Source organism: Streptomyces sp. NPDC031210, from assembly GCF_055570395.1.
In genome coordinates this window covers 77,834-102,155 of record NZ_JBVIHH010000011.1, presented here as the reverse complement: position 1 = coordinate 102,155, position 24,322 = coordinate 77,834, and the positions used below count along the sequence as shown (strand labels likewise).

Sequence of the window (24,322 nt, the reverse complement as noted above, 5' to 3'; positions counted from 1 at the left end):
CCGCCGCGTTGCCGTGGCGGCCGTCGGGCCGGGGCTCTGCCGGGGTGGTCAGTGGCGGGGGACGAGGGTGGAGCCTTGGCGGGGGACGTGGCCGGTGCGGCCGGTGGCGGGTTGTTGGAGGCCGAAGGTGGTGAAGGCGGTGCGGGTGGGGAGGGGGTAGGCGGGTTCGTCGGTGAGGGAGTTGAGGATGGTGGCGCTGCGCCAGGCGGCGAGGCCGAGGTCGGGGGTGCCTACGCCGTGGGTGTGGCGCTCGGCGTTCTGTACGTAGAGGGCGCCGCTGACGGCGGGGTCGAGGACGAGGCGGTGGTGGGCGTCGACGCGGGGGCGGCCGGCGTTGTCGCGGCGCAGGTGGGGGGCGAGGGCGGCGAGGAGGGTGTCGAGGCGGCGTTCGCGGTAGCCGGTGGCGAGGATGACGGCGTCGGTGGTGAGGCGGGAGCGGGTGCCCTGCTGGGTGTGGTCGAGGTGGAGTTCGACTTTGGTGGTGCCGACGCGGCCGGCGGTGCGTACGCAGACGCCCGGGGTGAGGGTGGTGTCGGGCCAGCCGCCGTGCAGGGTGCGGCGGTAGAGCTCGTCGTGGATGGCGGCGAGGGTGTCGTGGTCGATGCCTTTGTAGAGCTGCCATTGGCCGGGCAGCAGCTCGTCGCGGGCGCGTTCGGGGAGGGCGTGGAAGTAGCGGGTGTAGTCGGGGGTGAAGTGTTCGAGCCCGAGCTTGCTGTATTCCATGGGGGCGAAGGCGGGGGTGCGGGCGAGCCAGTGGAGTTTCTCGCGGCCGGCGGGGCGGGCGCGGAGCAGGTCGAGGAAGATTTCGGCGCCGGACTGGCCCGCTCCGATGACGGTGATGTGGTCGGCGGCGAGGAGGCGTTCGCGGTGGTCGAGGTAGTCGGCGGAGTGGATGACGGGGACGGTGGGGGCCTCGGCGAGGGGGCGTAGCGGTTCGGGGATGTGGGGGGCGGTGCCGATGCCGAGGACGACGTTGCGGGCGTAGGTGCGGCCGAGGGCTTCGGCTTCGCCGTCGGTGTCGAGTTGGGTGAAGTCGACTTCGAAGAGTTCGTGTTCGGGGTTCCAGCGCAGGGCGTCGATCTGGTGGCCGAAGTGGAGTCCGGGCAGGGATTCGCTGACCCAGCGGCAGTAGGCGTCGTATTCGGCGCGGTGGGTGTGGAAGCGCTCGGCGAAGTAGAAGGGGAAGAGGCGTTCGCGGGTTTTGAGGTAGTTGAGGAAGCTCCAGGGGCTGGTGGGGTCGGCGAGGGTGACGAGGTCGGCGAGGAAGGGGACTTGGAGGGTGGCGCCGTCGAGGAGGAGGCCGGGGTGCCAGTGGAAGGCGGGGCGCTGGTCGTAGAAGGCGGTGCGCAGGTGGGTGAGGGGCTGGGCGAGGGCGGCGAGGGAGAGGTTGAAGGGGCCGATGCCGATGCCGGCGAGGTCGAGGGGTTGGTCGGGGCCGGTGGCGCCGTCGGGGCCGGGTTCGGGATGGGGTGTGGTGGTCATCGGGGCGTGTGGCCTTCCACGAGGGTGAGGAGGGTGGTGAGGTCTCCGGGCTGGGTGTGGGGGTTGAGGAGGGTGGCTTTGAGCCAGAGCCCGTGGGGGGTCGCGGCGCGGCCGAGGACGGCGTGGCCGTCGGTGAGGAGGGTGCGGCGGATGGTGGCGAGGGTGGCGTCGTCGGCTCCGGTGGGGCGGAAGAGGACGGTGCTGAGGGTGGGGCGGGAGTGGAGTTCGAAGCGGGGGTGGGCCTCGATGAGGTCGGCGAGGGTGTGGGCGGCGGCGAGCGTGCGGTCGACGAGTTCGCCCAGGCCCTGGCGGCCCAGCGCTTTGAGGGTGACGGCGATTTTGAGGATGTCGGGGCGGCGGGTGGTGCGCAGGGAGCGGCCGAGGAGGTCGGGGAGGCCGGCTGCGGTGTCGTCGTCGGCGTTGAGGTAGTCGGCGCGGTGGTCGAGGGGGGTGAGGAGGAGGGGGTCGGGCACGGCGAGGAGGCCGGCGGCGATCGGCTGCCAGCCGAGTTTGTGCAGGTCGAGGGTGACGGTGTGGGCGCGGGCGAGGCCCTGGAGGGCGGTGCGGTGGGTGTCGCTGAACAGGAGCGATCCGCCGTAGGCGGCGTCGATGTGGTAGCGGGCGCCGTGGTGGTCGGCGAGGTCGGCGAGGGCGGCGAGGGGGTCGATGGCGCCGGAGTCGGTGGTGCCGGCGGTGGCGGCCAGGAGGAGGGGGCCGGGGTGTGCGGCGAGGCCGGTGAGGGCGGTGTGGGCGGTGTCGGGGGTGAGGATGCCGTGGGGGGTGGGGAGGGTGATCGGGTCGGGGAGGCCGAGGAGCCAGGCGGCGCGGTGGATGCTGTGGTGGGCGTTGGCGCCGCAGACGATGCGGAGGGGGGCGGTGGCTTCCTGCGGGGTGGTGGTCGGCCGGGTGCTTTCGCGGGCGAGGAGAACGGCGAGTTGGTTGGATTCGGTGCCGCCGGTGGTGACCAGGGCGTCCGGGGCGGTGGCCTCGGGGTAGACGAGGGCGGCGAGTTCGCGGCTGGTGAGGGCTTCGAGGGCGGAGGCGGCGGGGGCCTGGTCCCAGGAGTCCATGGAGGGGTTGAGGGCGCTCGCGGCGAGGTCGGCGGCGGCGGCGAGGGCGAGTGGCGGACAGTGCAGGTGTGCGGCGCAGTGCGGGTCGGCGGGGTCGGCGGCGCCGGCGGCGAGGGTGTGGACGAGGGTGCGCAGGGCGTCGTGGTCGCCGGTGCCGTGTTCGGGCAGGAGCGGGGCGCAGGTGGCGCGTACGACGCGGGTGACGGCGTCGGGGCCGCCGCGCGGGAGGGGGCCGGCGCGGTCCTCGGCGCCGGTGGTGAGGGCGTCGAGGACGGTGTCGAGGAGGGGGCGGAGCGCGCGGGGGCCGTTGGTGCCGCCTGCGAGGGCGGTACCGGCAGGGGGCACGGACGTCAAGGGGCTGTTCTCCAGGGGGAGTTCGGGTGACGTGCCACCCGGGGTCTTAGGCCGCCCTAAGTTACTTTCCCCCCGCGCGCGGTATCCACCGGTCCGGTGGGTTCCACCCATACGTGGTACGGGTCTGCCGCACGTGTTCGGGTGCCGCCGGCCGCGTCCCGGCGGCACCCGGAGTCAGGTCGCGTGTGCGGCCCTCCCCGGCGGGTCAGCCGGCCGGGGGGCGGTCGTGGTCGGCGGCGGCGCGTACCCGCAACGCGCGGCGCAGATCGTCCAGTTGGTCGACGAGTTTGCGACGCAGCGCCGGGGTGGGGGCGGGGTCGGCGGCGGTGAGGCAGCGTTCGCCGAGGTGGAGGGTGTCGTCCTCGACGAAGGTGGCGGGGAAGGCGTGGCGGCCGGCGGCTTCGGCGAGGGCGGGGCCGCGGCGGGCGGCGAGGGTGGGGACGTCGGTGAAGTAGCGGGTGACGTAGGGGCGGAGCAGGTCGTGTTGTTCGGGGGCCCAGAAGCCGGTGGCGGTGGCGGTGAAGAGGTAGTTGGACAGGGCGGTCGCCTCGTCGGTGGTGAACAGGGCGTCCCAGGCGGCTTGTTTGGCGGCCGGGTCGGGCAGGGCGGCGTGGCAGCGGGCGGCGCCTTCGCGGCCGGTGGCGCTGGGGTCGCGGGCGAGTTCGGCGTCGATCGTCTCGGGGGTGGTGGCGCCGAGGGTGGCGAGCCGGCCGAGGATGCGCCAGCGCAGTTCGGGGTCGAGGAGGGGGCCGCCGGGGACGCCGGCGCCGTCGAGCCAGTCCTGGATGATCTCGGGGGTGGTGGCGCTGTCGATCAGGGCGCGTACGGCGGTCAGGCGCAGGCCGGCCTTCGTGCCGTGTTCGGGGCCCTCGGTGTGGCGCAGCAGGGCGCGGCTGATGGTGGTGAGGGTGGTGAGGGCCGTGTGGCGCTCGTCGCCGGAGAGGTAGCGGTCGGCGATCTGGGTGCGGGCGAAGGCGAGCACGCCCTGGACGATGGCCAGGTCCGTTTCGTACGGCAGGTGGGTGCGGGCGGCGTCGAGGTAGGCGGCGGGCGGGAGGTCGCCGTCGCGGACCAGGTCGCGGGCGGCGTTCCAGATGACGGCACGGGTGAGCGGGTCGGGCAGGCCGGAGAGGGAGTCGGCGACGGTGCGCCAGGACGACGGGTCGAAGCGGATCTTGGTGTAGGTGAGGTCGCCGTCGTTGAGGACGACGAGGGCGGGGGCGGGGGCGGCGAACTCCCGGGAGGTGTGGCCGGCTTCCTCGGGGATGTCCATCTCGAAGCGCTCGCGCACGGTCAGGCGTCCGGTCTCGGCCGGGTCGTGGTCGTAGACGCCGACGGTGATGCGGTGCGGGCGGCTGCCGGTGTGCTCGACGTCGACCCGCCAGGAGTCGTGGGTGACGCCGACGACGGGGGTGAGGGTGTCGACGCCGGTGGTGCGCAGCCAGCGTTCGGCCCAGGCGTGCACGTCCCGGTCGGTGGCGCCGGCCAGGGAGTCGATGAAGTCGGCGAGGGTGGCGTTGGCGAAGCGGTGCCGGGCGAAGTGGTCGTTGATGCCGGCGAGGAAGTCCTTCTCGCCCATCCAGGCGACGAGTTGGCGCAGGGCGGAGGCGCCCTTGGCGTAGGAGATGCCGTCGAAGTTGAGGAGGGCGGAGGCGGTGTCGGGGACGTCGTCGGGGGCGGGGGCGACGGGGTGGGTGGAGGGCCGCTGGTCGGCGTCGTATCCCCAGCCCTTGCGAGCGACGGCGAAGTCGGTCCAGGTGTCGGTGAAGCGGGTGGCTTCGGCGAGGACCTGGTAGCCCATGTACTCGGCGAACGACTCGTTCAGCCAGATGTCGTCCCACCACTGGAGGGTGACGAGGTCGCCGAACCACATGTGGGCCATCTCGTGGGAGATGACCATGCCCCGGGTCTGGCGTTCGGTGTCGGTGACGGCCGAGCGGTAGACGAACTCGTCGCGGAAGGTGACCAGGCCCGGGTTCTCCATGGCGCCGGCGTTGAATTCGGGGACGAAAGCCTGGTCGTAGGAGTCGAAGGGGTAGGGCTCGTCGAAGATCTCGTGGTAGCGGTCGAAGCAGCGGCGGGTGATGTCGAGGATCTCGTCGGCGTCGGCGTCGAGGTGGGGGGCCAGGGAGCGACGGCAGTGGATGCCGAAGGGCAGGCCGGCGTGTTCGGTGCGTACGGAGTGCCAGGGGCCGGCGGCGACGGCGACGAGGTACGTGCTCAGCAGGGGCGTCTCGGCGAGCGTCCAGTGGCCGGGGGTGTCCTGGGTGGCGATGCCGTTGCCCAGCACGGACCAGTCCGTGGGGGCGGTGACGGTGAGCGCGAAGACGGCCTTGAGGTCGGGCTGGTCGAAGGCGGCGAAGACGCGCTGTACGTCTTCCATGAAGAGCTGGGTGTAGGCGTAGGTTTCGCCGTCGGCGGGGTCGGTGAAGCGGTGCATGCCTTCGCCGGTGCGGGAGTAGCGCATCGTGGCGTCGAGGCGGAGTTCGTGGCGGCCGGGTGCGAGGCCGGTCAGCGGCAGGCGGTTGTCGGCGAGGGCCGCGGGGTCGAGGGGGTGGCCGTCGAGGGTGGCGGTGTGCAGCTCGGCGGGCTTGATCTCTACGAAGGTGTCGGCGGGTTCGCGGGTGGTGAAGTGGATGACCGTCCGCGAGCCGAAGTGGTCGTCGCCCTGGGTGAGGTCGAGGGCGATCTCGTAGCGGTGGACGTCGATGAACCGGGCTCGGGTTTGCGCCTCGGCGCGCTGTAGTGCGGGCATGGGGTCATGCTGCCGTATGGGGTGTGGCGTGGGTGGGGGTTCTGGGGCGTCGGGGGGCGGGGGGCGCACCGGGCTACCGCTGGGAGGTGCCCCACCCCTCAGCAAGCGACCGCGCAACCGGCCCCGCGCCCACCGGCAGGTCAGGGAGCGCGCCCCGTGATCCGTGGTGGGTCGTCGGGGTCCGGGATTTGGGTGGACCAGCCGCCGGGGACGGTGTGGGACTGGCGGTCGCGGAAGTGGATGGGGGCGGTGCCGACGCGGCGGGTGAAGAGGCGGCTGAAGTAGGCCGGGTCGTCGTAGCCGACGCGGCGGGCGACGGCGGCGACGGGGAGTTCGGTGCCGACGAGGAGTTCCTTGGCGCGGCCCAGGCGGATGCCCAGGAGGTAGTCCTTGGGGCTGCAGCCGGCGCCGCGGCGTACGGCGGTGCGCAGTTCGGCGGGGGTCATGCCGTGGCGGGCGGCGTGTTCGGTGACGGACAGGGGCAGGAACGCGTCGCGGGCGAGCGCTTGGAGGACGGGATCGCCGTCGGCGTCGGTGTCGGCGCGGGCGCGGCGCAGGGCGACGAGGAGTTCGTGCACGGCGGCGGAGGTCTCGACCTCCAGCAGCGGGTTGCCGCGGCGCGCGGCGCGGGCGATGCGGCCGACGGTGGCGCGGGCCGGCCCGGTGTCGGCGAGGGGTACGAGCGGCCGGTCGGGTTCGATGTAGCCCAGCTCGGTGTACGTGGTGGCGGCGGGCCCGGTGAAGTCGACGAAGCTTTCGTCCCAGCCGGTTTCGGGGTCGGCGCCGTAGTGGTGGGGAACGCCCGGCAGGAGCCACAGGAGGGCGGGGGCGGTGACCGGGCGGCGCCGTCCGTCGGGGCCGGTGCACCAGCCGCGCCCGGCGCTGATGACGACGGCGACGTGGTGGTCGAGGGTGCGGGGCCCCACCGGGGGCAGGGTGCCGTGCTGGAGTCCGACGCCCAGGCAGACCAGGCCGAGCCGGTGGTGGACCGGGCTGGGGGTGAAGTAGCGCATCCAGGTGTGGTACACGGCCGGCCTCCCGTCGCCGTACGGCCGCGGTGTGTGCCGCCGCTCCGTCCAAACAACGCCGATCTTTGTCCATGGACCGCCATGCCGCCAGAGGGCGACGGTGAGCGTGTGAGGGACGGGGCGCGGTGGACGAAGGGGCGGTCGGGCATGGCGCGGTTCGTGGTGGGTGAGCGGGATTTCACGCTGGACGGGCGGCCGGTGCGGTTGTTGTCCGGGGCGTTGCACTACTTCCGGGTGCACGAGGCGCAGTGGGATCACCGGCTGGCGATGCTGCGGGCGATGGGGCTGAACTGTGTGGAGACGTATGTGCCGTGGAATCTGCACGAGCCGCGGCCGGGTGAGTTCCGGGATCCGGAGGCGCTGGGACGGTTCTTGGACGCGGCGGGGGCGGCGGGGTTGTGGGCGATCGTGCGGCCGGGCCCGTATATCTGCGCGGAGTGGGAGAACGGGGGGTTGCCGCAGTGGTTGACGGGACCGTTGGGACGGCGGGTGCGGACGCGGGACGCGGGGTATCTGCGGGCGGTGGACGCCTGGTTCGCGCGGTTGCTGCCGCAGGTGGTGGCGCGGCAGTGCACCGAGGCTTCGGGGCGGGGCGGTCCGGCCGACGGTCCGGTGCTCATGGTCCAGGTGGAGAACGAGTACGGCTCGTACGGCAGTGACGCGGTCTATCTGGCGCGTATGGCGGAGCGCCTGCGGGAACTGGGGGTGCGGGTGCCGTTGTTCACGTCGGACGGGCCGGAGGACCACATGCTGTCCGGGGGGTCGCTGCCGGGGGTGCTGGCGACGGTGAATTTCGGGTCGGGGGCGCGGGAGGCGTTCGCGGCGTTGCGTCGGCACCGGCCGGACGGGCCGTTGATGTGTATGGAGTTCTGGTGCGGGTGGTTCGCGCACTGGGGGGAGGGTCAGGTGGCGCGGCCGCCGGAGGAGGCCGCGGCGGCGCTGCGGGAGGTCTTGGAGTGCGGGGCGTCGGTCAATGTGTACATGGCGCACGGCGGGACCAGTTTCGGGGGCTGGGCGGGCGCCAACCGTGCGGGTGCGCTGCATGACGGGGCGCTGGAGCCGACGGTGACGTCGTACGACTACCAGGCGCCGGTCGATGAGTTCGGCCGGCCGACGGAGAAGTTCTGGCGGTTCCGGGAGGTGCTGGCCGAGTGGGCGGAGGGGCCGCTGCCTCGGGTGCCGCAGCCGCCGCCGGTGCTGCCCGCCGCGGTGCGCGCGGTGGTGACGCGGTGGGCTCCGATGGATGAGGTGTTCCGGGCGCTGGGGGGTGCGGAGGTCGAGGCGGGTGGGCCGGTGACGTTCGAGGAGTTGGGGGTGGACCGGGGGGTGGTGCGGTACCGGGCGGTGGTGCCGGGGCCGCGGGGTGCGTATCCGCTGCGGGTGGTGGGGTTGCGGGACCGGGCGGTGGTGTGTGTGGACGGGGGGCCGGGTGTGGTGGTGGAGGGTGAGGACGCGCTGGTGGGGGACGTCGCGGGGCCGGCGTCGGTGGAGTTGTGGGTGGAGTCGTTGGGGCGGGTGAATTACGGGCCGCGGCTGGGCGAGCCGAAGGGGATCACCGGCGGGTTGTTGCACGAGCGGCAGTTTGTGCACGGGGTGCGGGCCCGGGGGGTGCGGCTGGACGCGTTCGAGGAGCCCGGGGCGGTGGAGAAGGTCGCGTTCCGGGACCTGCCGGGTGCCGGGGAGGCGCCGGGGAGGGGGCTCTACCGGGGCACGCTGACGACGGCGTGCGGGGGCGGGGACGCGGAGTTGGCGTTGCCGGGCTGGGTGCGGGGCTTCGTGTGGGTCAACGGCTTCTGTCTGGGCCGTTATTGGGCGGCCGGCCCGCAGCGGACCCTGTTCGTGCCGGGTCCGGTGCTGCGGGAGGGCGTCAACGAGTTGCTGATCTGGGAGTTGGAGGGCGCCCCGCCCCTGGTGGGGGCGGGGGCGGGGACGCCCGGTCTGTATCCGTGCGGGACGTGTTGACCAGGGGCCGCGGGGCTGGCCGCGTCGGGGGTTACAGCTCCCGTACCTCGAAGGTGTCCAGGACGAATTCGGCGGTGCTGTCGTCGCCGGTTTTGCGCAGGCCCACCCATGCCTCGCCGGTGGGGGGCGCGGTGAAGGTGTAGGAGTGGGTGGCCGGGGCGGTGGCGGTGGGCAGGGGGTGGCGGGTGAGTTCCCGGGGGGCGGGGTCGTCGGTGGCGGTGATCCAGGCGTACTGGCCGGCCTTCTCGTTCTCGTAGCGGAAGGTGACGCGGTAGCGGCGGCCGGCGGTGAAGCGGACGGTGTGCGGCACGGTCCGGTAGACCAGGCCGGTGTTCTCGCCGCGGGACTTGAGGGATTCGCCGCCGTCGATGACGTCGTCGATGGCTTTGCCGTTCCAGCCGCGCTGGGTGTACGGCGCGTGCCGTTGCGCGAGGTGGGTGCGGGGGTCGGTGACGCCGCCGGCGTCGCCCTTGACGAAGACGCCCCAGCCCTGCGGGACGTGCGCGAAGTCCTCGAAGGCCAGGGCGCCTTTCCTGGTGCTGCGGACGGCGGGTACGACGCGTACGTTGTCGAACGTGACGCGTGCCCGGCCGGGCGCGGCGGTGAGGGCGAGGGTGACCGGGCCGCCGCCCTCGGGGACGGTGAAGTAGGTGAACAGCCGTTGGCCGCGGGTGCCGGACTTGCGGTCGGCGGCGACGTGGTTGCCGGCGGTGGAGGTGTCGGTCCAGTTGACCGCGGTGATGCCGTCGGCGGTGGTGATCTCCAGTGCGGCCCGCCGCCGCTCCCCCGCCGTCGCGCCGACCTCCGTCTGTACGGACGCGGCGTAGTCGCCGGGTGCCAGGCGGGCGAGTTTCTGGGCGACGGTGGCGGCGCCGCCGGGGCCGATGACCAGTTCGTAGTCGCCGCGGGCGTTGGGCCGGACGGTGGCCGGGCCGGTGTGCTGCCAGCCGTCGAGGGCCCCGGAGTGGAAGCCGGGGTCGGTCAGGGGGGTGCCTTCGCCCCAGCCGGGGTCGGCCTGCGCGGGGGCCTTGGTGCGGTACAGGACGTAGGCGACACCGGGGAGCGCGGTGAGGGTGACGCGGCCGCCGGTGACCGGGAGCCGCTTTTCCTCGGTGCGTCCCTGGTCGGTGAGGCGGTAGGCGTGGACGGTGGCGCTGGTCTGCCAGCCGCGGGGCAGGGTCCAGGTGGTGGTGCCGCCGCGGGGGTTGTAGTGGTAGAGCTTGGCGGGGTCGGTGGCGCGGCGGGGTTCCCAGGGCAGCAGGTAGGTGCCGTCGTCGTAGACCAGCCGTCCGTCCGTGGTGATCTTCCGGGTGCCGTCCCGGTCGCTGACGGAGGTGCGGGTGGGGCCCTCGAAGGTGATCTCGTGGGCGGTCCAGGTTCTGATGGGGTGGGCCTGGAGGTACTTGGCGGGCAGCGCGTGGGTCCAGATGACGCTGTAGAAGGCGTGCCAGTCGGTTTTGCCGACCCAGCCCTCGAAGTTGCCCATGCGTGCGGCGCCGAGCAGGGTGGGCCACTTGTCGGCGAAGACGTCCTTGTGGTCGTTGCGCAGGAAGCGGATGAGCTGGGAGTTGACGCCGCGGGAGGTGTCGCCGCCGTAGTCGGTCTCGGTCGCCCAGTGCGCCCACAGGGCGGACCGCTCCAGGGCATGGCCGAATTCGGTGGCGATCTGCCAGCCCTGGTCGCGCAGGTGGCGCTGGAGCCGGTCGGAGTTCCAGCCGGATTCGCGGAAGACGTCGATGTAGAGGGTGTTCAGGGCCGGGTCGGTCTCCTGGCGCAGTTGGGCGAAGCGGCGGACGATGTCGCCGGAGACCAGGTCGCGGCGGGCGTCGATGCGGTAGGACAGGTCGAGCCAGTCCCATTCCTTGTCGTCCTTGTTGACGAGGGTTTCGGAGAAGGCGCGGGCGACGGGGTAGGACTCGGTGGCGTTGACGTGCACCGCGAAGTCGCTGTGCCATTTCTTGCCGGCGCGGAGCAGCACGTTGAGGTCTTCGAGGCCGCCGGCGCGCTTGTTGTAGTTGCCGCCGTAGTCGGGGTGCGCGGAGTCGTGGCCCTCGGACTGGTAGCCCTTGAGCAGGGTGAACTGCCGTAGCCCGTCGGTGGCCAGGGCGATCCTTTTGACGCTGTCGAGGGTGGCGAGGAAGGGGTTGGTGGCCTGGCTGGCGAAGTTGTACGGGATGTGGTGGACGACCCGCAGGTGCTGTTCGCGGGCGCCCAGCGGCATGACCATGATGTCGCGCAGGGCGATGGCGGCGTCCTGCCAGTCGGCGGTGCCGTCGCCGTTGCGGTCGCGGGTGAGGATGACGGTGGCGTACGGGAGGGGTTCGGTGGCGTCCACCGGCTGGCCGGCCGCCCGGTGTGTCCACTGGCCGCATCCCAGCCGGGCCTGGAGGTGGCCGTCGCCCCGGGTGGTCTGGCGCCAGAGCCGGCCGTTCTCCCAGGTGGCGCCGGCGGCGGGCTTGTCGTGGACGGTGTTGGTCTCGATGGCGGCGGCGAGCTTGCCGGTGGCGGCCACGGCGTAGGCGCAGCCGACGGGTTTGGGGTCCACGGGCGGGCCGGCGGCGGGCTTGACGAGGGTGTCGCCGCTCTTGGCCTTGTCCAGGTCGATGCGGGCGGCGAGGAGGGCGGCGTCGGGCTGGTCGCCGCGGACGCTCAGGAGGGCGAGGGAGGGGATCTCCAGGGTGCCGACGCGCAGGTCGTCGGTGTCGGTGATGTCGGTGACCTGCCAGGCGACCTGCCATCCCCGGACGGTGATGCGCACGGTGAGGGTGGTGCCGCCGCGGAAGGCGAGGGTGTAGGTGGCGCGGTCGGCGCGGGCCCGGTGGGTGACGGCGGGGGTGTGGGCGGTGCCGTTGATCAGGACCTGGGTGACGGGGCTGTCCTGGCCGTGCAGGACGGCGCCGGTGCCGCGGTCGGTGTAGGAGATGACGCGCGGGAAGGCGGTGTCGACGCGGACGTCGAGGGCGTCGGAGCGCAGCAGCGCCTCGCCGGCCCGGGGCGCGGCGGTGGCGGGGCGCGCGCCGAGGGGGAGAGTGGTGGCGACCCCGGCGAGCGCGGTGGCGGTGACGATTTTTCTGCGGCTGGGCCCGCGGCGGGCACCTGACTGGTCGTTCACAATGCACTGTCCTCCTTCGCACCGGCACTGCCTGTCGCCGGACAGCGTGCTGCCCCGGCCGGGGGTGAGCCTATGGACAAAGGGGGCACAGGTGTTGGACTAACGGGGCCGGGGATGCCGCGGGTGCCGGCCGGTGAGGGCAGGCGAAAGGCCCGGGAGCGTGCTCCCGGGCCCCTGGTGTCGGCGCGTCAGCGGATCAGCGCGTCAGCCGTTCAGCCGCCCAGTTCGCCGGCGGCCTTCTTGATGTCGGCGGCGAAGGCGCTCACCTCGCTGTAGACACCGGGCTTGCCGGGCCGTGCGCAGCCCTCGCCCCAGGAGACGATGCCGACCTGGAGCCACTCGCCGGCCTCGTCCTTGCGGAACATCGGGCCGCCGGAGTCGCCCTGGCAGGTGTCGACGCCGCCGGTGTCCAGCTTGCCGGCGCAGATCTCGTCGCCCGGCGTCAGGGAGTCGCCGTACGCCTTCTGGCAGGTGGCGTCGTCGATGAAGGGGACGGTCGCCTTGAGGAGGTAGCGCTGCTGCTCGCCGCCTTCCTTGTCGGCGCCCCAGCCGGCGATGGTGAAGTCGCCGTTGTTGAGCTTGTCGTCCTCGGCGATCTTCAGGGTCGGCAGGTCGAGGGGCTTGTCGAGCTTGATCAGCGCCCAGTCCTTGCCCTTGCCGTTGTAGCCGGGGGCCTGGAGTATCTCGGTGGACTTGGCGGTGACGGCCTTGGCGTCCTCCAGGTCGACCACGCCCGCGGTGGCGGTGATGGAGGTGTTGGGGCCGCTGCCGTCGACGCAGTGAGCCGCGGTGAGCACGACGTCCTTGGCGTAGAGGGCGCCGCCGCAGCCCATGGAGAGCCGGACCATGAAGGGGAATTCACCCTGGTCGGCCTTGGTGCCGCCGACGACCTTGGTGTCCACGGTGCCGGTGGGGGTCGGCGCGGGGGCGGCGAAGGCGGAGCCGGGCTGGAGGCTGAAGGCGGCCAGGGCGACCGCGCCGACGGCGGTGCTTCTCTTGAGGTGCTTCAGGTAGGTGCGCAACGGGCTTCCTTTCGTGGGGGGTTGCACGTCGATGACGAGCCCATGCCAACACCGGAGCCGGAACGGGCCGCCGGAAAACCTACGAAGGAAGCGGGCAGCACGCCGCAAGGCGTCCGGACCCAGTGGGGGATGAGTCCGCAAAGCGCACTGTGATTATGTGGAATTCACGATCAGGGTGACAAGGGTGCGCATCCGGCCAACTCCCTTGCCGCACCCGCCCCGTTCGGCCCATACCGGCCGATCCCGGTCACCCGTACAGTGGCCGGGTGGCAACGGGCGGCAGTGAGATCACACACGGATTCCCTCATCTCGACACGGTGCGCGCGGCGCTCACGGCGCTCTACAAACGTCTGTCGCCGGACACGGTGCGCACGTTCGACACGAGTGTGCCGCCCGTCGATGTGGCCTTCGCGGACACCGAGGACCCGTACCTGGGGGCGCAGCGGGTGGCCCGGGTGATGGTGCGGCATCTGCGGCTGCCGGACGCCCGGATGGTCGTCTCCTTCCGTGAGATGGAACACGCCGCGAACATCGAGCTGACCGCGGGGCCCGAGTACTTCATCGAGCTCAACGAGCGGTTCAAGAGCCACCGCAAGGACATCGGCGCCGCCCTCGCCCACGAGGTGACGCACGTCTACCTGCACCGCCTGGACCTGTCCTTCCCCGGCACCCGCGACAACGAGATCCTCACCGACACCGCCACCACCTACCTCGGCGCGGGCTGGCTGCTGCTGGACGCCTACCGCGAGCACGGCCCCCTGTCGCAGAAGCTCGGCTATCTGACGCCGGAGGAGTTCGGCTACGTCCTAGCCAAGCGCGCCGCGGTCTTCGGCGAGGATCCCGCGCCGTGGTTCACCAGCCCGCAGGCGTACGAGGCGTACACGGCGGGCCGGACGCCGGCCCGCCAGGACGCCCGGCGCCCGCCGCTGGCCGCCGCGCCCTGGCCGGCCCGGTTGCGGTACGCCAAGGACCGCCGCGCGGCCCAGGTCGCCGGGCGCCGCGGCCCGGCCCGCGCGTCCGCCGCCGGCTACGCCTTCGAGGGGTCCGACCCGCTGCGGGTGACGTTCCCCTGCCCCACCTGCCACCAGCGCGTCCGCGTCCCGGTCCGCGGCCGACTCCAGGCGCGCTGCGGCCTGTGCGGGTCACTGCTGGACTGCGAGACGTGAGAGAGCGCCGACGTGCCCAACCGGCCGGTGAATGACGCTGGTTGACTGTGATCCCGCACGCGCCTACACCCACCCGGCCAGTCCGTCCATGAAGCCGTCGAAGTCGTCGCGGTGGATGGTGTGCCCGGCGCCCCGGACCGTACGGACCTCGAAGCCGCGGGCCGCCAGTCGCGCCGCCGTCTCCTCGGTGAACAAGAACCCCTCCCCCGCGATCTGCACAAGCGACGGGACGACCGGCCGCTCGGGCGTACGGTCCTGGAGATGGGTGCCGGACAGGGCGAGGGCGGTGTCGGCGTCCCAGGCGGCCACCGTCGCCAGCTCCAGGTCGACGTCGGCGTCGTCCCAGCGCGGGTTGAAGGTCCGCACCATCGTGCGGTCGGCCCGCTTGAACGTGACGAACACGGCCGGGTCCACGGTCCGGTCGGGGTCGCCGAGTGTCCACGCCGGATCGCTGTAGACCGCGCGGCGCGGCCGGAGCCGTGCGGCGGCCAGGGACAGCGCCAGGCCGCCGAGCGAGTGGCCGAGCGCCAGTTCGGGGCCGGCCGGCAGGGTGTCCACGAGGTCGTCGGCGAACAGTTCGGGGCCGTAGTCTCCGCGCGGGCTGCGGCCGTGGCCGCGCAGGTCGACGGCGATGACGCGGTACCCCCGCTCGGCCAGCGCCGGGCCGACCCGGTGCCAGGTGCGGTGGTCCGACATGATGCCGTGCACCAGGACCGCGATCCGATCGCCGGTGCCCCATTCATGGGTGTGCAGTCGCATGCCCGTGGCCCCCCTTCCGCTCGGTGGCGCCCGCCCGCCGCCCCGCTCCCCGTAACAGCACGGGAGGCTACACGGGTCACTCGCGTCCCGGCCCTGTCAGCTCCTTGCGCATCCGGACACACATCGCCTCATGGCGCCGCACCACGCCGTCCGGCCCCTGCTCGTCCCAGACCTCGGCCTCGCGTCCGTACGCGGCGTAGCCCAGGCGCTCGTACAGCGCGCGGGCCCGCGGATTGCCCTCCTCGACGGCGAGTTCGGCGCGGCGCAGGTTCCGGGCGAGGATCCGCTGCTCGGCCGCGGCGATGAGGAGGCCGCCCAGGCCGCAGGAGCGGAGTGCGGGCATGACCACGAGCTGCCACAACAGGCCCGCGTCGGGGCGGGCGCGGTAGTCGACCCCGCCGATCGCGACGGGATGTCCGGACGGCGGGCACAGGGCGAGATAGTCCGCCTCGCCGCGGCGGACGCGCTCCAGGGTCCGGGCCACCCGCTCCAGGTGGAGCGGTGACCCGGACCAGCCGCAGCGCGGCAGATCGCCGGGCGTCAGATCCCGTACGGTCAGCGGCACGGTGAGAGTCGCCCCCTCCGCGGCGTGCTCCGCCTCCCTCACAGCCAGTCCTTCTCCGGTGTGGCCGCCGCCAGGACCTCCCGGGCGCCCGTACGGATCGGGTCGCCGTGCGGCACGCACACGGTGTCGACGTCCGGGAGGGCGGCGAGCCGGCGGAAGGAGGCGATGGCCTGTTCGCGGTCGACGTTGAACGGGCCGAGGACCGCGCGGCCCTCCCCCGTGCCGATGATGTCGCCGGGGAAGAGGAGTCCGGCGGCGGGCAGGTGCAGGGCGATGCCGCCCGGTGTGTGGCCGGGCACGTGCAGCACCCGGACCGGCTCCGGCCAGCCCTCCAGGGTGTCGCCGTCGTGGAGTTCGACGTCCACCTCCACCGGCCGCGGCGGCGGGGTGCCGGCGCCGGCCAGGTCCGCCATGATCCCCTCGTGCAGGGCCCGTTCGGCGGGGGTGTAGGTGGGGGCCGGTTCGGGGGCGGTACCGCGGATGACGGGGGCGTCGTACGCGCCGGCCAGTACCCGGGCGCCGGTGGCCGCGGCGAGGTCGGCCGCCGATCCCATGTGGTCGGGGTGGGAGTGCGTCAGCACGATCTGCCGCAGGTCCCCCGGCCGGCCGCCCAGCCGGCCGAGGGCGTCGAGGATGGCCGGGGCCGATCCCGGGAGGGCGGTGTCGACCACCGCGTAGCCGCCGTCCGGCAGCGCGACGACGTACACATGGCCGACGGCGAAGGGGAGTTGCCAGACGTGGGAGGTCAGTTGGGTGAGTGCATCGTCCATACCGCGGACGCTAGTGGCCGCGCGCCCGGCACCGGGCGTTTTCCGCCCTGGGCGGACCGGGCGGGGGCGCGCGCGGGCGCCCGCGCGGTGCGGCGGGAGCGGCCGGAACCGCCTCCCGGTCCGGCGCGTCCCATCCGTGGACCGAGGAGGCATGTCATGCGAGGAACCCCCCGTGCCCGTACGTTCGCCGCCCTGGCGGCGCCGGCCGTGGCCTGCGTCGTCGCGCTGGCCGGTTGCGGCGGCGGCACGCAGAAGGTGGGCACCGCGCCGCCGGAGAAGAAGGACCCGTTCGAGCGGCGGGCGGAGCAGGTCGTGCGGGACTGGCCGAAGGTCTCGCCGGTCTCCGGGCGGCACGGCGCGCTGCTGCCGCTGGTGGCCGCGGACCGTCCGCACAGCACGGCGGTACGGAAGCTCACGGTCACCGTCGGGCACAACGCCTGCGACGCCCGCCACGGCGCGCACGTCCACGAGACCAAGCGGTTCGTGGTGGTCTCGGGGTGGGGCGAGCCGAAGAAGCCGAAGGGGATGTGCGTCCAGCGGCTCGTCACGGACAAGGTGACGGTGTGGCTGAAGAGTCCGCTGGACGGCCGGAAGGTCGTGGACGCGGCCACCGGCGAGCAACTGCTCGGCGCCCGCTAGGTCAGCCGCGCGGTGGCAGCAGCGCCAGGGACGGCGACAGCGCCTCGTCGGGCAGGCCCAGGTGCTCGCGGAACGCCGTACGGCCCGCCTCGGTGACGGTGAGGACGCGGGTGGCCGGCGACTTGACGATCCACCGCCGGTCCAGGGCGTGCCGGCACAACGCGGCGCCGACCGCGCCGGAGAGGTGCTGGCGGCGCACCGTCCAGTCCAGGCAGGTGCGCACATGGGCGTGGTGGGCGGCGGGCGGGCCGGCGTCGGGGATGCCGAGGGCGGCCAGCCAGCCGGCGCCGGCGCCCGTCAGCACCAGGCCGTAGTCGCGGGCGAGCAGGCCGCGTTCGGTCATCGACTCGGCGATCGCGACGCCCAGGGCGCCCGCGATGTGGTCGTAGCAGGTCCTGGCGTGGTGGAGCGCTCTGCGGTGGTTGGCCTCGGCCAGGGAGCGGATGGGGACCTGGCGGTAGGGGGCCAGGCCGGCGAGGTTCTCCAGGGTTTCAGCGGTGTGCGGACCGGCCAGCCGGACGTAGCGGCGCCGGCCCCGTCGTTCCTCGGCGAGCAGGCCGCCGGCGACGAGGAGGTTGAGGTGTTCGGTGGTGGTGGACGGCGCGACCGCGGCGTATTCGGCCAGTTCGCCCGCGGTCCAGGCGCCGCCGTCCAGCAGGGCCATGCAGATGGCGGCGCGGGTACGGTCGGCCAGGAGTGCCGCGAGGGCCGCCAGGTCGGGGGTTTCCGCGGTGCTTTCGTGGTCGGCGTCCCGTCGGTTCATGTGCAGAGAGTAAGCGGTCATCACACTTCGGTGAGCACCGAATCGTCCGGCTTCTATCCTCAGGGCATGAAAGGCGTGCTGGAGAAGAGCGGTCCGGTCGCGCCGGCGCTGCTGTCCACGGAGAACGACGACGGGACATTCGGGCTGGTCATCATGCGGATCCGCTGGGAGCTCGGCCCGGTGGTGAGGGTCTGGCTGCCCGCGCGCTGCCGTACCGCGCGCAATCTCGCGGTACGCCCGGACGTGGTCTTCAACCTGCCGCCGGCCGGGCCGGGCGCGGAGGAGGAGGCGGGCGGCGGGCGGTCCGCGCGGGACGCGCCGTGGACGGAGCCGTCCGAGCTGGTGCGGCCGCCGCGGCTGGTGCACTGCCCGGTGCAGTTGGAGGCGCGCAGCATCGGTGAGCTGACGCTGACCGACGGGGCGTGGACGCGGATCGAGGCGCAGGTGTTGCGGGTGCACGCCGATCCGCGCTGGCTGCTGCCGCTGGCCGGCACCCGGGCGGAGCCGCCGGCGTGGTGCCCGCCGGTCCATGACTTCCGGCCGTCGGGTACGCCGCCGCGGCGGGCGGTGCCGGCGCCCGCGCGGGAGCTGGCCCGGCAGTTGGGCCGCCGCTTCCCGGGGCAGCGCAGCGGCTCCTAGGCGGGCGGCCTGGCGCGGCCGGGCCCGCACACACGCGCGGCGCCTGCCCTCCGGTCGGGGGGAGGGGACAGGCGCCGCGGTATGGGGCCCGGGGTCAACCCCAGGGCCCCATGCCGCCGTACGCCGTTGTACGGGACATCGGACGACGGATCACACGGTCAGCGCGCGGTCCGTCGGCTTGATGGGAGCCGGCAGGGCGCTGGCTCCGGTGAGGAAGCGGTCCACGCCCTTGGCCGCGGAACGGCCCTCGGCGATGGCCCACACGATCAGCGACTGGCCGCGGCCCGCGTCACCGGCGACGTACACGCCCGGGACGTTGGTGGCGTAGTCCGCGTCGCGGGCGATGTTGCCGCGCGCGTCGAGCTCCAGGCCGAACTGGGAGACCAGGCCGTTGTCCTGGTCGGTGCCGGTGAAGCCCATCGCGAGGGTGACCAGTTGGGCGGGGATCTTCCGCTCGGTGCCGGGCTTCTGCTCCAGCTTGCCGTCCTTGAACTCCACCTCGACCAGGTGCAGGAACTGGACGTTGCCGTCCTCGTCGCCCTCGAAGTGGGTGGTGGAGACGGAGTAGACCCGCTCGCCGCCCTCCTCGTGCGCGGAGGTGACCTTGTAGAGCATCGGGAAGGTCGGCCAGGGCTGGCCTTCCGACCGCTCCTCGCCCGGCTTGGGCATGATCTCCAGTTGGGTGACGGAGGCCGCGCCCTGGCGGTGGGCGGTGCCCACGCAGTCCGCGCCGGTGTCGCCGCCGCCGATGACGACGACGTGCTTGCCCTCGGCGGTGATCGGGGCGACCGTCAGGTCGCCCTCCTGCACCTTGTTGGCGAGCGGGAGGTACTCCATCGCGAAATGGATGCCCTTCAGCTCGCGGCCGGGCACCGGCAGGTCGCGGGAGGTGGTGGCGCCGGCGGCGATGACGACGGCGTCGTAGCGCTTGCGCAGCTTCTGCGCGTCGATGTCGCGGCCGATCTCCACCTCGGTGCGGAACTTGGTGCCCTCCGCGCGCATCTGCTCGATGCGGCGGTTGATGTGGCGCTTTTCCATCTTGAACTCGGGGATGCCGTAGCGCAGCAGTCCACCGATCCGGTCGGCGCGCTCGTAGACGGCGACGGTGTGGCCGGCCCGGGTGAGCTGCTGGGCGGCGGCCAGACCGGCCGGTCCGGAGCCGATGACGGCGACGGTCTTGCCGGAGAGCCGCTCGGGCGGCTGCGGGGTGACGTCGCCGTTGTCCCACGCCTTGTCGATGATGGTGACTTCGACGTTCTTGATGGTGACGGCGGGCTGGTTGATGCCCAGGACGCAGGCCGCCTCGCAGGGTGCGGGGCACAGCCGCCCGGTGAACTCCGGGAAGTTGTTGGTGGCGTGCAGCCGCTCGCTGGCGGCGGTCCAGTCGTCGCGGTAGGCGTAGTCGTTCCACTCGGGGATGAGGTTCCCCAGCGGGCAGCCGTTGTGGCAGAAGGGGATACCGCAGTCCATGCAGCGGCCGGCCTGCTTGCTGATGATCGGCAGCAGGGAACCGGGCTGGTAGACCTCGTTCCAGTCCTTGACGCGCTCCTGGACGGGGCGGGTCTTGGCGACCTCGCGGTCGGTGTTCAGGAAGCCCTTGGGGTCAGCCATTGGTCGCCGCCTCCATCATCTTCTCGTGGGTCTCGGACTCGGAGAGTCCCGCTCGCTCGGCGGCGTCCTTGGCGGCGAGCACTGCCTGGTAGGTGGCCGGGACGACCTTGCTGAAGCGGGCGGCGGCCGCGTCCCAGTCGGCGAGGAGCTTCTCGGCGACGGTGGAGCCGGTCTCCTCCTGGTGACGGCGCACGACGTCGTGCAGCCACCGCTTGTCGGTGTCGTCCAGCGTGGTGACCGCGTCGGTCAGTTCGCGGTTGACGTTGTCGGGGTCGAGGTCGATGACGTACGCGACGCCACCGGACATGCCCGCCGCGAGGTTGCGGCCGGTCTCGCCCAGGATGACGGCGTGACCGCCGGTCATGTACTCGCAGCCGTGGTCGCCCACGCCCTCGGACACCACCGTGGCGCCGGAGTTGCGGACGCAGAACCGCTCGCCGACCCGGCCGCGCAGGAACAGTTCGCCGCCGGTCGCGCCGTAGGCGAGGGTGTTGCCCGCGATGGTGGAGTACTCCGCGAGGTGGTCGGCGCCGCGGTCCGGGCGGACGATGACGCGGCCACCGGACAGGCCCTTGCCGACGTAGTCGTTCGCGTCGCCTTCCAGGCGCAGCGTGACACCGCGCGGCAGGAACGCGCCGAAGGACTGGCCGGCGGAGCCGGTGAAGGTGATGTCGATGGTGTCGTCGGGCAGGCCGGCGCCACCGAACTTCTTGGTGACCTCGTGGCCGAGCATGGTGCCGACGGTCCGGTTGATGTTGCGGATCGCGACCTGGGCGCGTACGGGCTGCGCCTCCTCGGCGGTGTCCGCGGCCAGGGCGTCGGCGGCGAGCTTGATCAGCTCGTTGTCGAGCGCCTTCTCCAGGCCGTGGTCCTGGACGGTGACCTGGTGGCGGACGGCGCCCTCGGGCAGCTCGGGGACGTGCAGCAGCGGGGCCAGGTCCAGGCCCTGCGCCTTCCAGTGGGTCACGGCCTGCGAGGTGTTGAGGATCTCGGCGTGGCCGATGGCCTCGTCGAGGGTGCGGAAGCCCAGCTCGGCGAGGAGTTCGCGGACCTCTTCGGCGATGAACTCGAAGAAGTTGACGATGTACTCGGCCTTGCCGCTGAACCGCTCGCGCAGCACCGGGTTCTGGGTGGCGATGCCGACCGGGCAGGTGTCCAGGTGGCAGACGCGCATCATGACGCAGCCGGAGACGACCAGCGGCGCGGTCGCGAAGCCGAACTCCTCGGCGCCCAGCAGGGCGGCGATGATGACGTCGCGGCCGGTCTTGAGCTGGCCGTCGGTCTGCACGACGATGCGGTCGCGCAGGCCGTTGAGCAGCAGCGTCTGCTGCGTTTCGGCCAGGCCCAGCTCCCAGGGGCCGCCCGCGTGCTTGAGGGAGGTCAGCGGGGAGGCGCCGGTGCCGCCGTCGTGGCCGGAGATCAGCACGACGTCGGCGTGGGCCTTGGAGACGCCCGCGGCGACGGTGCCGACGCCGACCTCGGAGACCAGCTTCACGTGGATGCGGGCCGCCGGGTTGGCGTTCTTGAGGTCGTGGATGAGCTGGGCCAGGTCCTCGATGGAGTAGATGTCGTGGTGCGGCGGCGGCGAGATCAGGCCGACGCCCGGCGTGGAGTGCCGGGTCTTGGCGACCCACGGGTAGACCTTGTGGCCGGGCAGTTGGCCGCCCTCGCCGGGCTTGGCGCCCTGCGCCATCTTGATCTGGATGTCGTCGGAGTTGACGAGGTACTCGGAGGTGACGCCGAAGCGGCCGGAGGCGACCTGCTTGATGGACGAGCGCCGCGCCGGGTCGTAGAGGCGGTCGGGGTCCTCGCCGCCCTCACCGGTGTTGGACTTGCCGCCCAACTGGTTCATGGCGATGGCGAGGGTCTCGTGGGCCTCGCGGGAGATCGATCCGTAGGACATCGCGCCGGTGGAGAAGCGCTTGACGATCTCGGACGCCGGCTCGACCTCCTCGATCGGGATCGAGGGGCGGCCGGAGTCGAACGAGAACAGGCCGCGCAGCGTCATCAGCCGCTCGGACTGCTCGTTCACCCGCTCGGTGTACTGCTTGAAGATGTCGTAGCGGCGCGAGCGGGTGGAGTGCTGGAGCCGGAAGACGGTGTCCGGGTCGAAGAGGTGCGGCTCGCCCTCGCGGCGCCACTGGTACTCGCCGCCGATGTCCAGCGCGCGGTGCGTGGCGGCGATGCCGGAGGCGGGGTACGCCTTGGCGTGCCGGGCGGCGACCTCCTTGGCGATGACGTCGAGGCCGGCGCCGCCGATCTTGGTGGCGGTGCCGTGGAAGTAGGTGTCGACGAACGCCTCGTCCAGGCCGACGGCCTCGAAGACCTGCGCGCCGCGGTAGGAGGCGACGGTGGAGATGCCCATCTTGGACATGACCTTCAGCACGCCCTTGCCGAGCGCCTTGATGAGGTTCTTGATGGCGGTCTCGGCCTCGACGCCCGGCAGGAACGTGCCGGCGCGGACGAGGTCCTCGACGGACTCCATGGCCAGGTAGGGGTTGACCGCGGCGGCGCCGTAGCCGATGAGCAGCGCGACGTGGTGCACCTCGCGCACGTCGCCGGCCTCGACGAGCAGCCCGACCTGGGTGCGCTCCTTGGTGGCGATGAGGTGGTGGTGGACCGCGGAGGTCAGCAGCAGCGACGGGATCGGCGCGTGCTCGGCGTCGGAGTGACGGTCGGAGAGCACGATGAGCCGGGCGCCGTCGTCGATGGCGGCGTCCGCCTCCGCGCAGATCTCGGCGATCCGGGCGGCCAGGGCCTCGCCGCCGCCGGAGACGCGGTAGAGACCGGAGAGGGTGACGGCCTTCATGCCGGGCATGTCGCCGTCGGCGTTGATGTGGACGAGCTTGGCGAGCTCGTCGTTGTCGATGACCGGGAAGGGCAGGGTCACGCTGCGACAGGAGGACGCGGTCGGCTCCAGCAGGTTGCCCTGGGGGCCGAGGGAGGAGATCAGCGAGGTGACGAGCTCCTCGCGGATGGCGTCCAGCGGCGGGTTGGTGACCTGCGCGAAGAGCTGGGTGAAGTAGTCGAAGAGCAGCCGGGGGCGCTCGGAGAGCGCGGCGATCGGCGAGTCGGTGCCCATCGAGCCGATGGGCTCGGCGCCGGCCTTGGCCATCGGCGCGAGGATGACGCGCAGCTCTTCCTCGGTGTAGCCGAAGGTCTGCTGGCGGCGGGTGACCGAGGCGTGGGTGTGCACGATGTGCTCGCGCTCGGGCAGGTCGGCGAGGTCGATCAGGCCGGCTTCGAGCCAGTCCTGGTAGGGGTGCTCGTTGGCGAGCTGCGCCTTGATCTCGTCGTCTTCGATGATGCGGTGCTCGGCGGTGTCGACGAGGAACATCCGGCCCGGCTGGAGGCGGCCCTTGCGGACGACCTTGGCGGGGTCGATGTCCAGGACGCCGACCTCGGAGGACAGGACGACGAGGCCGTCGTCGGTGACCCAGTAGCGGCCGGGGCGCAGACCGTTGCGGTCCAGGACCGCGCCGACCTGGGTGCCGTCGGTGAAGGTGACGCAGGCCGGGCCGTCCCAGGGCTCCATCATCGTGGAGTGGTACTGGTAGAAGGCGCGCCGGGCCGGGTCCATGGAGGGGGAGTTCTCCCACGCCTCGGGGACCATCATCAGCACGGAGTGCGGCAGCGAGCGGCCGCCGAGGTGGAGCAGCTCCAGGACCTCGTCGAAGGACGCGGAGTCGGAGGCGTCGGGGGTGCAGACCGGGAAGATCCGCGCGAGGTCGGCCTCGCCGAAGAGCTGCGAGGCGAGCTGCGATTCGCGGGCCCGCATCCAGTTGCGGTTGCCCTTGACCGTGTTGATCTCGCCGTTGTGCGCGACGAAGCGGTACGGGTGGGCGAGCGGCCAGCTCGGGAAGGTGTTGGTGGAGAACCGCGAGTGGACCAGCGCGATGGCGGTGGCGAAGCGGCGGTCGGACAGATCGGGGAAGAAGGGCTCGAGCTGGCCGGTGGTCAGCATGCCCTTGTAGACGATCGTCCGGGACGACAGCGACGGGAAGTAGACGCCGGCCTCGCGCTCGGCGCGCTTGCGCAGCGCGAAGGCCTTGCGGTCCAGGGCGAGCCCGGTGCTCTCGCCTCCCCCGGACTCCGTCTGGGAGGTGCCCCCAGCGACGAAGAGCTGGGAGAAGGCCGGCATGGTGGCGCGGGCGCCGTTGCCGAGCAGTTGCGGGGCGACGGGGACGATGCGCCAGCCGAGGACGTTCAGGCCCTCTTCGGTGGCCATCGTCTCGATGCGGGAGACGGCGTCGGCCGCGTCCTGGGCGTCGGACGGCAGGAAGGCGATACCGACGGCGTACGCGCCCGCCTCGGGGAGGTCGAAGGTGACCTCCTCGCGGAGGAAGGCGTCGGGCACCTGGAGCAGGATGCCGGCGCCGTCGCCGGAGTCGGGCTCGGAGCCGGTGGCACCGCGGTGTTCGAGGTTCCGCAGAACGGTGAGCGCCTGCTCGACCAGTGCGTGGCTGGCCTCGCCGGTGAGGGTGGCCACAAAGCCGACGCCGCAGGCGTCGTGCTCGTTGCGCGGGTCGTACATCCCCTGCTGGGCGGGGCGCCCGTCCATGGGCGACCAGGCGGCGGCGCGGGCGCTGCCGGTGGTCGCGGAGTGCGTGGACGCGGAACGCATC

The 24,322-nt window shown here is 72.8% G+C and carries 16 protein-coding genes; 4 read left to right on the top strand and 12 right to left on the bottom strand.

The genetic code is table 11. The annotated features are described in order from the left end of the window. Positions 1-48: 48 nt before the first annotated feature. The 4 genes from ACZ45Z_RS21025 to ACZ45Z_RS21010 all read right to left on the bottom strand — a co-directional run bounded on the left by ACZ45Z_RS21025 (position 49) and on the right by ACZ45Z_RS21010 (position 6,689). Positions 49-1,482, bottom strand: coding sequence for a lysine N(6)-hydroxylase/L-ornithine N(5)-oxygenase family protein (locus tag ACZ45Z_RS21025; RefSeq protein WP_468364421.1), 1,434 nt, complete (start codon positions 1,480-1,482; stop codon positions 49-51). Further along, positions 1,479-2,897, bottom strand: coding sequence for a pyridoxal phosphate-dependent decarboxylase family protein (locus ACZ45Z_RS21020; protein WP_468364812.1), 1,419 nt, complete (start codon positions 2,895-2,897; stop codon positions 1,479-1,481). The genes ACZ45Z_RS21025 and ACZ45Z_RS21020 overlap by 4 nt, the downstream gene beginning before the upstream one ends. A 214-nt stretch (positions 2,898-3,111) precedes the next feature. Continuing rightward, entirely contained in the window at positions 3,112-5,661 is a 2,550-nt protein-coding gene (pepN, locus tag ACZ45Z_RS21015) for an aminopeptidase N (RefSeq protein WP_468364419.1), read from the bottom strand. Positions 5,662-5,801: 140 nt separating this feature from the next. Further along, positions 5,802-6,689, bottom strand: a complete 888-nt coding sequence (locus ACZ45Z_RS21010; RefSeq protein WP_468364416.1) for a helix-turn-helix domain-containing protein — start codon at positions 6,687-6,689, stop codon at positions 5,802-5,804. Positions 6,690-6,836: 147 nt separating this feature from the next. Here ACZ45Z_RS21010 and ACZ45Z_RS21005 point away from each other — a divergent pair, with 147 nt between their 5' ends. Then, entirely contained in the window at positions 6,837-8,651 is a 1,815-nt protein-coding gene (locus tag ACZ45Z_RS21005) for a glycoside hydrolase family 35 protein (protein WP_468364413.1), read from the top strand. A 31-nt stretch (positions 8,652-8,682) separates the two neighbouring features. Here ACZ45Z_RS21005 and ACZ45Z_RS21000 read toward each other — a convergent pair whose 3' ends face one another. Together ACZ45Z_RS21000 and ACZ45Z_RS20995 are read right to left on the bottom strand one after the other, a co-directional pair. Beyond that, positions 8,683-11,763 carry an endo-alpha-N-acetylgalactosaminidase family protein gene (locus ACZ45Z_RS21000; RefSeq protein WP_468364410.1) on the bottom strand — a complete coding sequence of 1,027 codons (3,081 nt, stop codon included), beginning with the start codon at positions 11,761-11,763 and terminating at the stop codon, positions 8,683-8,685. Between the two features lie 212 nt (positions 11,764-11,975). Then, positions 11,976-12,785 carry a S1 family peptidase gene (locus tag ACZ45Z_RS20995; protein ID WP_468364407.1) on the bottom strand — a complete coding sequence of 270 codons (810 nt, stop codon included), beginning with the start codon at positions 12,783-12,785 and terminating at the stop codon, positions 11,976-11,978. A 266-nt stretch (positions 12,786-13,051) separates the two neighbouring features. Between ACZ45Z_RS20995 and ACZ45Z_RS20990 the strand changes: the two genes are divergently transcribed. Then, positions 13,052-13,951, top strand: a complete 900-nt coding sequence (locus ACZ45Z_RS20990) for a hypothetical protein (RefSeq protein ID WP_468364404.1) — start codon at positions 13,052-13,054, stop codon at positions 13,949-13,951. 63 nt (positions 13,952-14,014) lie between these two features. Here ACZ45Z_RS20990 and ACZ45Z_RS20985 read toward each other — a convergent pair whose 3' ends face one another. The 3 genes from ACZ45Z_RS20985 to ACZ45Z_RS20975 all read right to left on the bottom strand — a co-directional run bounded on the left by ACZ45Z_RS20985 (position 14,015) and on the right by ACZ45Z_RS20975 (position 16,045). Next, complete coding sequence (locus tag ACZ45Z_RS20985; protein ID WP_468364401.1) at positions 14,015-14,710, bottom strand: alpha/beta fold hydrolase; 696 nt, start codon at positions 14,708-14,710, stop codon at positions 14,015-14,017. A gap of 76 nt (positions 14,711-14,786) precedes the next feature. Then, complete coding sequence (locus tag ACZ45Z_RS20980; protein WP_468364398.1) at positions 14,787-15,317, bottom strand: GNAT family N-acetyltransferase; 531 nt, start codon at positions 15,315-15,317, stop codon at positions 14,787-14,789. After that, positions 15,314-16,045, bottom strand: coding sequence for an MBL fold metallo-hydrolase (locus ACZ45Z_RS20975; RefSeq protein WP_468364395.1), 732 nt, complete (start codon positions 16,043-16,045; stop codon positions 15,314-15,316). Before ACZ45Z_RS20975 ends, ACZ45Z_RS20980 begins: the two co-directional genes overlap by 4 nt. A gap of 156 nt (positions 16,046-16,201) precedes the next feature. Between ACZ45Z_RS20975 and ACZ45Z_RS20970 the strand changes: the two genes are divergently transcribed. Further along, positions 16,202-16,684 (top strand): hypothetical protein, encoded by a 483-nt coding sequence (locus ACZ45Z_RS20970; protein ID WP_468364393.1) that lies wholly within the window; start codon positions 16,202-16,204, stop codon positions 16,682-16,684. Position 16,685: 1 nt separating this feature from the next. On the opposite strand, the gene ACZ45Z_RS20965 is transcribed toward ACZ45Z_RS20970, so the two are convergent. Further along, entirely contained in the window at positions 16,686-17,447 is a 762-nt protein-coding gene (locus ACZ45Z_RS20965; RefSeq protein WP_468364391.1) for a winged helix-turn-helix domain-containing protein, read from the bottom strand. A 66-nt stretch (positions 17,448-17,513) separates the two neighbouring features. Here ACZ45Z_RS20965 and ACZ45Z_RS20960 point away from each other — a divergent pair, with 66 nt between their 5' ends. Continuing rightward, a complete protein-coding gene (locus tag ACZ45Z_RS20960) occupies positions 17,514-18,086 on the top strand; it encodes a hypothetical protein (protein ID WP_468364388.1) in 573 nt (190 codons plus the stop codon). A 150-nt stretch (positions 18,087-18,236) separates the two neighbouring features. On the opposite strand, the gene ACZ45Z_RS20955 is transcribed toward ACZ45Z_RS20960, so the two are convergent. Together ACZ45Z_RS20955 and gltB are read right to left on the bottom strand one after the other, a co-directional pair. Beyond that, the gene (locus ACZ45Z_RS20955) at positions 18,237-19,697 is read right to left on the bottom strand and encodes a glutamate synthase subunit beta (RefSeq protein WP_468364387.1); all 1,461 of its coding nucleotides are present in this window, start codon (positions 19,695-19,697) and stop codon (positions 18,237-18,239) included. Beyond that, on the bottom strand, positions 19,690-24,321 hold the full coding sequence (gene gltB, locus ACZ45Z_RS20950) for a glutamate synthase large subunit (protein WP_468364385.1): 4,632 nt from the start codon (positions 24,319-24,321) through the stop codon (positions 19,690-19,692). The genes ACZ45Z_RS20955 and gltB overlap by 8 nt, the downstream gene beginning before the upstream one ends. Position 24,322 lies beyond the last annotated feature (1 nt).

What these genes read in the sequence shown, in the direction of transcription:
- ACZ45Z_RS20975 (WP_468364395.1), bottom strand. Translation starts at nt 16,045, where the DNA reads ATGGACGATGCACTCACCCAACTGACCTCCCACGTCTGGCAACTCCCC.
- ACZ45Z_RS20970 (WP_468364393.1), top strand. Translation starts at nt 16,202, where the DNA reads ATGCGAGGAACCCCCCGTGCCCGTACGTTCGCCGCCCTGGCGGCGCCG.
- ACZ45Z_RS21025 (WP_468364421.1), bottom strand. Translation starts at nt 1,482, where the DNA reads ATGACCACCACACCCCATCCCGAACCCGGCCCCGACGGCGCCACCGGC.
- pepN (WP_468364419.1), bottom strand. Translation starts at nt 5,661, where the DNA reads ATGCCCGCACTACAGCGCGCCGAGGCGCAAACCCGAGCCCGGTTCATC.
- ACZ45Z_RS21005 (WP_468364413.1), top strand. Translation starts at nt 6,837, where the DNA reads ATGGCGCGGTTCGTGGTGGGTGAGCGGGATTTCACGCTGGACGGGCGG.
- ACZ45Z_RS20965 (WP_468364391.1), bottom strand. Translation starts at nt 17,447, where the DNA reads ATGAACCGACGGGACGCCGACCACGAAAGCACCGCGGAAACCCCCGAC.
- gltB (WP_468364385.1), bottom strand. Translation starts at nt 24,321, where the DNA reads ATGCGTTCCGCGTCCACGCACTCCGCGACCACCGGCAGCGCCCGCGCC.
- ACZ45Z_RS20985 (WP_468364401.1), bottom strand. Translation starts at nt 14,710, where the DNA reads ATGCGACTGCACACCCATGAATGGGGCACCGGCGATCGGATCGCGGTC.
- ACZ45Z_RS20955 (WP_468364387.1), bottom strand. Translation starts at nt 19,697, where the DNA reads ATGGCTGACCCCAAGGGCTTCCTGAACACCGACCGCGAGGTCGCCAAG.
- ACZ45Z_RS20960 (WP_468364388.1), top strand. Translation starts at nt 17,514, where the DNA reads ATGAAAGGCGTGCTGGAGAAGAGCGGTCCGGTCGCGCCGGCGCTGCTG.